The sequence below is a fragment of the Methylobacterium sp. WCS2018Hpa-22 genome (genome assembly GCF_031843785.1).
Lineage (GTDB): Bacteria > Pseudomonadota > Alphaproteobacteria > Rhizobiales > Beijerinckiaceae > Methylobacterium.
Genome location: NZ_JAVTJA010000034.1, coordinates 1 through 9,903, shown reverse-complemented (window position 1 = coordinate 9,903; position 9,903 = coordinate 1). Strand labels below are relative to the sequence as shown.

Annotated in this window: 7 protein-coding genes; 5 read left to right on the top strand and 2 right to left on the bottom strand. The window is 54.6% G+C overall.

Annotated features, from left to right (window positions below):
* Positions 1–18: 18 nt before the first annotated feature.
* Positions 19–2,493: an AAA family ATPase gene (locus tag RQI43_RS24380; protein WP_311276889.1), complete on the bottom strand. Its 2,475-nt coding sequence runs from the start codon at positions 2,491–2,493 to the stop codon at positions 19–21.
* A gap of 356 nt (positions 2,494–2,849) precedes the next feature.
* On the opposite strand from RQI43_RS24380, the gene RQI43_RS24375 reads away from it, so the two are divergent.
* The 3 genes from RQI43_RS24375 (at position 2,850) to RQI43_RS24365 (ending at position 6,633) form a co-directional block, all read left to right on the top strand.
* Positions 2,850–5,054, top strand: a complete 2,205-nt coding sequence (locus tag RQI43_RS24375; protein WP_311276888.1) for an ATP-dependent RecD-like DNA helicase — start codon at positions 2,850–2,852, stop codon at positions 5,052–5,054.
* A gap of 89 nt (positions 5,055–5,143) precedes the next feature.
* A complete protein-coding gene (locus RQI43_RS24370; protein ID WP_311276887.1) occupies positions 5,144–6,286 on the top strand; it encodes a hypothetical protein in 1,143 nt (380 codons plus the stop codon).
* The gene (locus RQI43_RS24365) at positions 6,286–6,633 is read left to right on the top strand and encodes a hypothetical protein (RefSeq protein ID WP_311276886.1); all 348 of its coding nucleotides are present in this window, start codon (positions 6,286–6,288) and stop codon (positions 6,631–6,633) included. The genes RQI43_RS24370 and RQI43_RS24365 overlap by 1 nt, the downstream gene beginning before the upstream one ends.
* A 640-nt stretch (positions 6,634–7,273) precedes the next feature.
* Here RQI43_RS24365 and RQI43_RS24360 read toward each other — a convergent pair.
* A complete protein-coding gene (locus RQI43_RS24360) occupies positions 7,274–8,077 on the bottom strand; it encodes a hypothetical protein (RefSeq protein ID WP_311276885.1) in 804 nt (267 codons plus the stop codon).
* A gap of 144 nt (positions 8,078–8,221) precedes the next feature.
* Here RQI43_RS24360 and RQI43_RS24355 point away from each other — a divergent pair, with 144 nt between their 5' ends.
* Together RQI43_RS24355 and RQI43_RS24350 are read left to right on the top strand one after the other, a co-directional pair.
* Positions 8,222–8,728, top strand: coding sequence for a helix-turn-helix transcriptional regulator (locus RQI43_RS24355; protein ID WP_311276884.1), 507 nt, complete (start codon positions 8,222–8,224; stop codon positions 8,726–8,728).
* 359 nt (positions 8,729–9,087) lie between these two features.
* On the top strand, positions 9,088–9,903 hold an 816-nt coding region (locus RQI43_RS24350), incomplete at its 3' end, for a tyrosine-type recombinase/integrase (protein ID WP_311276883.1).

Genomic DNA, 9,903 nt, shown 5'->3' with positions numbered 1-9,903 from the left:
GTATGTCGGACCTCAATTTTATCGTCCACGAACTGATCTCTCGTTACGTTCTATAGCTCGGGTAACTCTCTGGAAACTGCCATCTCCTGCGACTCTTGCCGTTTCCCAATCGAAGTATGCTGGCCGCAATTTCGACTCGCGCCAACAAGTTGTGAGATATGCCCGAAAATCATTCGCGCGCTCATAACGATCAGCTATCGCAAATGACTGTATCTTAGATGCTATTTTTTGCCTAAAATCTAAATTAATGATAGGTGTGTCGTAGGACATTGCATCAAGATAAGCGAATTCGCCTAGCCATCGACTTACATGGTACGCTCCTATAGTAGAAATTCTGAAATTACTTGGCATTGCACCGATTAGTTCATTTTCGTCCTCAGCGAAAGTGATGCGTTCGGCCGCTTCGATAAGCTTTTTGTTGTTGGCGCGCCTCAACGCATCTTCAATTGATCCAGGCAAAAACCCCCAACGCTGCAATTCATCTACCAGTAGCGACGTGACAACAAATCCCTCTTTATTTCTATGACGCCCATCGTGTTCGAGAAATGAGATTGCGATTGGGAGCAGGAAGTGTTCGTCAGTCGACCCAGAACGGACATCAAAAAGGTTCAACGCCATCGAGCTTTGTGGATCGTAGTAGGAAAACTGACCCAGCAAAGCTTCTTTCCAAAACTCATGGACAGGAACGATATACCGCCCCTCACTAATCATGATGTCGATTATTTTTTCGGATTCGACATTTGCGCTTCCAATGAACTTTGTGACAAAATCTATTGCGGCCCGAATGTTTCCACCGGTTATGTTTGCCATGAATTCAACAAGGCTCTCATTTTTTTCTAGAGAAAAAAGAAGCGCCCTTAGAAATAGCGTAATGTTCTCAAGCCTTAATTCAATATTATGCAATATTGTTACTGGCACTTTTCCTTCTGCCATGCTTAATGCGAAAGTCAGGCGTTTAACGATAACTGCGTCGATACGCGGCGGAGATATCGTGAAGACTCGATTTGGATAAGATTTCAATGCACCAGACTGTTTGGAGGCATAAAACGTTTTTGGCTGCACCGCAATGAACACAGTAGCCTTCCATTCCTTTGCAAGGCTTTGAGCAATAATAAACGCATCTTGCTGGACCTCAGAATTTCTTTGGTCGGCGTTATCGATGACAATAACAACTTGCTTTTTTCGTCCAAGAGCAAGATGATTAACTGCCTCCCTGAGATGCCTGTCCCTTTGACCAGATTTTTCGGCAAGCAACCCAAGTAACTTTTCTTCAAATAGAGTCGGATTGGTCTGCTCTAAGCTGCCATAAATTCCTTTGCGAAATCGAGAAATTTCTAAGTTATAGACGCCTTTTACAAAAGATGACTCATGAACATCAACATCATAACTATTTAAAAGCTGATCTTCTATTTCAGAAAGAACAAACTCCACAAGGTCTTTGTTCAATGCACCACGAGAACCTAAATCTATATATAGATAAACTGCATTCTTGAATTCTTCATATGCACTTACATATATTAGGTGCTTTAGGAATGACGTTTTGCCAACTCCCACATCTCCAATCAAAACGATAGGACGCTGGGAACTTGCTTCGGTTGCTACTTCAGGAGTGAGGATTGCTTTTTTAGCTGCCACTCTGACAGGCGCAACAGCAGGCCCCTTCTGGGTAGGATCAAACATTGCGGAGTATCTAGCAGACAGCATGCTTTTACTGATGAGTGCATGCTGCGATAGAGCGCCGCTCTCGCAGTAGCATTCGGTATAAAACTGCTTCTCCAAGTCCGGCTGTTCAACCGCATCAATTATGAGTAGCTCGCTCAAATCTCTGAGGGTGCTCTGCAGCTCACTTGGGTATCTATATTGAGGGTAGTTTGATAAACTTGTCGCAAGCTTTGGTGGCAGAGCTTTATCTTCTCCAACCGTTAGAAATCTATGCAGTCTTCGCTCCGCTACACCAGCGGGTGAAAGCAATTGCCATAGCTGGGGGAAGTTTTCATGAAAATGACGATAGCTTTCTACAATTAAAGCCGCGCCCTCTAATGGGGCAATGCCATCATCTCTGGTAGCAATAAACGCAACTAATTGGTGGCCGTTTGTAGCGATCGCGACGTCTACTCCTCTGCTGCTGCAATAATTTTGCACTTGCTTTATTGCATCGGCGGCCTCTCCCCCCAGAGCAATGATTGAGGGCAGGTCCCCTAACAATTTGCGGTCGGGATTGGCGGGAAGCTGAAAAAGTCTTCCTTCTTTTTTTGCTTCCCATATTACTCTTCGAGGCTTGCCTAATTCATAATCACTATATGATCTTCCTTGAGATTGCTCAAGTCTAAATGCCTGCTCGGGCCAGCCAAGACAGTCCCTAATTATTCTGTCTATGATGTGAAAACGAGTTTCAGCTTCGTTGTAATCTAAATTATTTGCATCAATGTCTTTTATTAAATTAGACAGCGAGATTCGCCCGCTCGCTATTGTCGTCGTCCCTTGTAAGCCCATGCGTTCCTCAGACCATTTTTAAGGAAGTCAAGCGGCGAGCTTGACACAACGTCGTTCGTTCACACCTTCACATTCCTGCCTTCCCCATTTTTGATCAAGTCTGAAAACTCATGCTCAGCTTGCTGCTCGGCAGCGACGCGCTATTTTCAGACAGTGTGTCTTTGATGTGGTTTGAGTACGCGCTGAAACTCTGGCCACACCCAGATCGCGCGCGATACCGTCAGTAGGACAACTCAACACCTCACATACGATGTGCGCGTGAACGCTGGCCGGAGCCATTCCCTGAACACCTCCCTTCTATTTGATACGTTAGCTCCGACTTAGGACCCTCTTCGTCAGTTGCCTGGAGCCATCAGATGCACCCCAAGGCGGGGCCAAAGCAGTTCGAGCGCGGCACGCCCGTTGAGACTCTTGCGGGCACGGTCGAACGCGTTACCTTCCACAATGGCGATACAGGCTTCTGCGTCCTCAAGGTGCAAGCCCGAGGCAAGCGCGACCTCGTGCCCGTGATCGGGCATGCTCCAGCCATCGGTGCGGGCGAGTGGATCACCGCCACAGGTATCTGGTTCTCCGATCGGCAGCATGGACTCCAGTTCAAGGCCGAGACCCTCAAAGCTACCCCGCCGACCGGGGTCGAGGGCATCGAGAAGTACCTCGCCTCTGGCTACATGCGAGGCATTGGCCCGGCGATGGCAAAGCGCATCGTGGCGCTTTTTGGCGAGAACACCTTCGAGGTCATCGAGGCCGAGCCTGATCGGCTGAAGGAGGTTGGGGGCATCGGCCCGAAGCGCGCTGAGCGCATCGTGAGCGGTTGGGCCGAGCAGAAGGCGGTGCGGGAGATCATGATCTTCTTGCACGCTCACGGTGTGGGCACCGCGAGGGCGGTGCGCATCTTCAAGACCTATGGTCAGGAATCGATCAAGGTCATGACCGAGGACCCCTACCGGCTCGCGCGTGACATTCGCGGCATCGGGTTCCGGACAGCCGATGCCATCGCGATGAAGCTCGGGTTGGAGAAGGAAGCGCCGCAGCGGTTGCGGGCAGGTGTCTCGTTCGCGCTCCAGACCGCCATGGATGAGGGGCATTGCGGCTTGCCAACCGAGCGCCTTGCTGTGCTTGCGCAGAAGCTACTTGAAGTGGATGCGAATCTCGTTCGTGCGGCGGTGAAGGAGGAGCTTCTGCGAGGCGAGGAGGTCATCGCCGACACGGTCGTGGATCAACCCTGCATCTTCCTAAAGGGCCTGCACGCGGCCGAGCGGATGATCGCCGAGCGCCTGATTGAACGAGCGTCTGGTTCCCCACCCTGGCCGGAGATCGATCTCGACAAAGCCCGGCCCTGGGTGGAGGGGAAGACCGGCAAGACACTCTCGCCCTCACAGATCGAGGCCGTGCGGCTGATGCTTGTCTCGAAGCTCTGCGTGATCACGGGCGGTCCGGGCGTTGGCAAGACCAGCACCCTCGACGCGATGCTGCGCATCCTCAGGGCCAAGGGCGTTCAGGTGCTGCTTGCAGCCCCCACAGGTCGTGCTGCCAAGCGGATGACCGAGCAGACCGGCTTGGAGGCGAAGACGATCCACCGCCTGCTGGAGATTGATCCGAAGCACGGCGGCTTCTCACGCAACGCCGAGAACCCGCTCAAATGCGACCTCCTCGTCATCGACGAGACTTCGATGGTGGACGTACCGCTGATGAATGCGCTGCTGAAGGCGGTTCCAGAACGCGCTGGGCTGCTGCTCGTCGGCGATGTGGATCAGCTACCTTCGGTCGGCCCAGGGCAGGTCCTCGCGGACGTGATCGCCTCCGGGCGCGTACCGGTAGCCCAGCTAACCGAGGTTTTCCGGCAGGCGGCTGAGAGTCGGATCATCGTGAACGCCCACCGGATCAACCAGGGTCGGATGCCGGAGAAGCCGCGACCGGGCGAGAAGGCGGACTTCTATCTGATCGAGATCGACGACCCGGAGGTTGGAGTCGGCAAGCTGATCGAGGTGATCACCAACCGCATCCCACGCACCTTCGGCCTCGATCCGGTGCGCGATGTTCAGGTCCTCACGCCCATGCTGCGGGGCTCTTTGGGCTCTCGCAACCTCAACCATGAACTCCAGCGCGTGCTGAATCCGAATCCGCCTGCGCAGATCGAGCGCTTCGGCTGGCGCTTCGCACCGGGTGACCGGGTGATGGAGACGCAGAACGACTACGACCGAGATGTTTTCAACGGCGACCTCGGGATGGTCACTGGCATCGACGAGGAGGAAGGAGCAGTGCTCGTTACCTTCGACGGGCGTGAGGTGATCTACCCGTTCGGCGAACTCGACACGCTAGTGCCAGCGTTTGCGACAACGATCCACAAGAGCCAGGGCTCGGAGTACCCGGCCGTGGTGATCCCGATCGTGACGCAGCACTATAACATGCTTGCCAGAAACCTGCTGTACACGGGCGTGACTCGGGGCAAGCAGCTTGTCGTGTTGATCGGGCAGCGCAAGGCCATTGGCATGGCAGTTCGAAGCGGTCAGACGAAGCGTCGCTGGACAAAGCTACGAGAGTGGCTAGATATTGCGCGTTAACCTCTCAAGCGAATTCAGATTTGCAGTAAGCTTGGCATCAGCATGCATATGTGAGATTCTAATTGCCTTAGGCTTTCACGGAGTTGCGATTGGGACTTCCACTAACCTATACACTTCAGCCTCGCCCGTTCGGCGGCTTCTACCTCGAAGTCGCTTGTAAGCTCGATGCAGCTTACCCCGGCTACCTCAATCGAGTGCTCCAATCTTCTGCTCTGAAGCGCTCCGTTCAGTTTGCCGCCTACGCCGAGATGGATTTTTCTCAGCCTGAAGATATGGCCGCTCGCCTTCGCACTTCGGCCCACTCCCAATGCATTCTGACGCTCGATCCTCTCGCGCAGATCGCTCATCAGCTAGTTGCTCTCTACCCCCGTGACATTGCTCGGGCGGTGTACGGAAGCGTTCCCGAGGGCTTCCTTGGCCTCCTAGCGCGCCTCGGTGATGAACCGCTTCGCGATCCTTCTGACTATCGGCTCGCCTACAAGCTCTTCGCTGATCCTGCCAGCAAGGCGCGCGCCAAACTGCTGCGGCAGAAAGCTGGTCAGGTGACGGGGACCCACCTGCGAGTGGCATCGGTCCTTTTGCCAGTGCTGCTGCACCAAGCTGTGTTCTCGCGGATGCGAAGCGAGCACGCGGCTGAGACGCTGAACATCGCCCTTAACCTGATCCGCGAGCTTCACCCAGAGGTCCCTGAAGACGCGCTGCATGCATCGCTCGATGGTCTATCGCCGAAGGACCGCGATCTGTCGGAGTGGGTCGGCACGTGGCTTAGTAAGGCCGAGCGGGTGCCAATGGTGTCACCCATCGCTCTCGACGATCCCGACCTACGTCTGATCTCACCAGCTAAGCTCGCAGAGTTAGGTCGCCGCTTCTGCAACTGTGCGGCCAGCTACGCCTCGTTCCTTGCCCTTGGCACCCATTCCGTCCTCGAATGGACGCGGTCTGGGCAGTCGGCCGTGATCGTTCTGCGCAGCCTCAGCGACGGCCATTGGTTAATTGAGCAGGTTCGGTCCGCGAACAACGAAATGCCCGCCCCTGATACCCTCCTGACGATCAGAGCCAAGCTCCAGAGCTACGGCATCCTCCGGTACGCCAGTGCCGGGCGCGGGGACACCGTAACCCGTCTCGCCAGCTTCCTCAAAGTCTACGGCCTCGAAGGGTACGGCGACCTGCTGGACGAGGCTCTGCCCGATCCTTTTGCCGATCTTGTTGATGAGGTGCTAGCAGCCGCGTGATGCAAACGCACGACGAAGTCGAGGCGCTTCGCGCCGCGCTGTATCACAGCCGTGCGGAGGCCATCAGCCTGCGTTTGGACCTCTCGGAGGCTCACGGCTTCGTGGATGCGCTTGAGGCCGAGTTATGGGCCATTACAGCATGGCAGAGCACCGCCCTGCCAATGCACGCTGATTGCGAACGCGCCGCGATGGGCCTGCTACTCCGGGCTCGCACTCTAATCCGTTGCGTGCTGCTTCAATCGCATGACCCGCCCCTTGACCGGAACGCATCCGTGAACGACCTCAAGATCGCAGAGGTCGCTTTCGAGTTCCTCAGCAAACTCAGGTGCTTGAAGGCTGGAGCTTGAAGCCGCTCTAGAAAATTAGCACGGCGAGCCGCTAAATACTAACATGCGTCCGCCCTTCGATCTTACTCGCCTGCGTACCCGCTACCCATCCGCTTACGTAGACCATGCTCGCCGCATCACACTGCCTAACGTCGTCGAGTGCCATGGTCTGACTGAGGATCAGATGGGCCAGCAGACCTTCTGCTTGGAGTTAATCCGCCGCCGCGCCTGGATCGAGGATAATTGTCTGAGCGATCATGTGATAGAACCTATGCACGATAAAACGCTCAGGTTAGTCGGGCGCGTTTTCCGCTTTTACGACCCAAACGAAGCTTTCGCTTTTAGAATACGATTCTGAACGCAAAGGACCGATCGAGCCTTTAAGCTAGACTACGAGCATGCTTCACAACGATACTAAAATAATGGGTATTTGGTTAGGTGTTGAATTGATCGAAACCAATCGATTATTTGACACCTATTTGACGATATACCCTGGACTGCCGCCCCCGCCGTTTACGACGCTGGACCTTACCTCGATCTCGCGCTGCTTGGCCGTGCTGCGCCATAGGACGCGAACGTGTTCACGCCGTATATGTCCCGCCTTTGCAGCAGTAGCTTGAAGGCGAGCGTCCGGTCACCGGACGCCCGTCTTCGTTGGAGATCACTTCTGTTTCTTCGGGATCAGCTTCCGGAGAACCGCGTCATTCGCCAAGGTTGTGTTCATCAACGTCAGCGTTGAGTCTTTTCTCTCAACCAGAAGCAGGAACGTGCCATCCGGCAAATCCCTCTCCTGCTCGCCGAGATCAAATCGGCGCAGGGGGTTTTCGCGTTGGGGCTCGACGAAGCTGTTCCAAACTTCTGTTCGTTTAGTTTGAGCGTTCTTGAGCCTAGCTTCCACCCCTGGGTTGCTAGGCTGGCCATCCTTGTCGCGCTTGACCACAGCGTGGGCTTTCTCGAAACCACGGAGTTCGTCTTTACCCTCCGTGAACACTTCTCCGCGCTTGAACCAGTCCACAGCCGCGTGGGTATTTGCTTCGACCTTCGAGATGATCAGAGCCTCTACGGCCCTTGTCCAGTCCCATCGGGTTGAACTCTTGAGGTCGAAATCTGAAATTGCCAGCACGGCCCTCACGCAGTAATTCGCGCTCAGCTTGCTACCTCGCGGCTTAATTTGCGAAGCATCGATCAGACTGGTTCTGATCTCTTCATTCTTTCCCGCCTCCAGCAACAGAACATAAATTCCAGCCACAGCGTGGAACGACATGTCGCGACGGCTATGCTCGTTCTCGGTTTCCCTTTTTCTGAACTTGCTGACATGGCTGACTGCCGCATCGATCAGTGACGTGTTCTTCCGTGAATGCGGCTTGACTGCCCTCGGCTTGGCCTGCGGGGCTTTTGCCGCTTCTGACTGGATGGGCTCATCACTCTGGGAGGCGTCGAGAATAGTGGTGCTGTCGGTAGACATGATATATCCTATGGATGCACAAGTGGGCTTTCGAGGGCTCTGAACGGCCCCTATTTGCAAGCCATACACATACTGAGGATGTGTTGCAACGCATACCCTGGATGTTTTTGTGGTTTGATTCGGTTGAGTGCACGGGAGGAGCCAGTGAGAGCGGATGAGTTCAAGGCTTGGCGCACCAAGCTCAGTTTGACCCAGAAAGCGGCCGCCAAGGAGCTAGGTGTCGCGACGCTTACAGTTCAAAAATATGAAAGAGGATTTCGGAACGATACCCAGCAGCCCGTTATCATTCCCGACAAGATTGCACTCGCGTGCGAGGAAGTATCCCGAAGGCTTCATCAAAAGGAATCGACAACAAAACTTAAATGGAAACAAGTTTCAGCCGACATTATCGAGCGTATTGGGGATAAAATGTGCGGTGCGGGTCTCGGATTTATCCCCCACCCCGTCACATGCTTCCACCATGATAATTATCAGCCTTTTTCATCAGAGATAGAAAGCTGGCTTGAAGCAAACATTAGCCACGGATACGCCAAAGTATGTGTGCCAGACCAAGCTGCGATCGGCGAAACGGTGATAGTTCTACACTTCTTTGACCAAAATGATGCGATGTCTTTTGCTTTAACATTTGGCGGTCGCGCTCTTACTCCCTAGCATGTCTTCGCCGAACGTGTTCCGCCTTGGTCCATTCTTTGGGTCGCTTCGCCGCCCCCCCCATGCCTACATTTGGCCCGAGTGTCCGGTCACCGGACGCTTGGCTTCATTGCAAATGTCACGTCCCTCCCTCGCCCACTCTATCATTGAGGGATTCTATGGTTCTTTGATGCTTATCTGCCAATCTTCTGATGCCTGTCGCCGAAGTAATCGGGATTTGTTAGCGCTCCTCCGTTGCTAATTGCCGCCGATCCACACTTAGACCGGGCAATACCTACGTACTCGCACTCCAACCTTAGCCGTTGACCCCTACCTGTCCCGTGCGAGTCTGAAAGATTCTGGCTAAGCGTGGGGGACAAATGGCGACAGTCTATAAGCGTGGGCAAATTTGGTGGGTGCGGTTTCGGCTAAACGGGGTTCACGTACGGCGCTCAGCCAAGACGCCCAAGAAGGCAGAGGCTCAATTGTATCTCCACCGGCTCATGGAAGAGCATGCCCAGGCGGCACGGGGCGAGGCGCGCCCCCTCCGACTTCTGACAGAAGCGGTAGATCGGTTTTTCGAAGAATGCACTCTTAAGCCCGGAACCATTGAGACCTACCGCTTCAACAGTCGCATCTGCATGCGACTGCTCGGGCACTTAAGCCTTGAAGAGATTGACCGGCGAGCGCTGTCCGATCTTGTCGGTAGCCGGAAGCGAACAGGCGTAAGCGACGCCACCATCAGGCGCGATCTCGCGTTCCTGGGGGCTGTTTTTAGCATGGCCGTTCGCTGGGGCTGGGTGGACACATCACCGGTCACAGCCTTCAACAAGAAGGCGCTTAAGGAAAGCCGTGCGCGCACCCGCTTCCTCACTCGCGAGGAATTCGACCTTCTACTCCGAGCCGCGTCCGATGACCTCAAGCCGATCCTCGTACTTGCGGTCGAAACAGGGCTTCGTAAGGAGGAGCTACTTGGGCTGGCTACCTCAAGCATCGATCTTCGCCGCCGTGAGCTTCACCTCACTAACACGAAGACCAGCGCCCCTCGCCGCGTCCCGCTCTCGTCGAAGGCTTTGAAGACGATCCAGGGGCTTTTGGAGAACCGGTTACGGCCTCGGTCTTCCTACCTGTTTTGCAAGACCGATGGTGGCCGGATCGGTAATCCTCGGAAAGCGTTCGAAGGCGCTTGTGCGAGA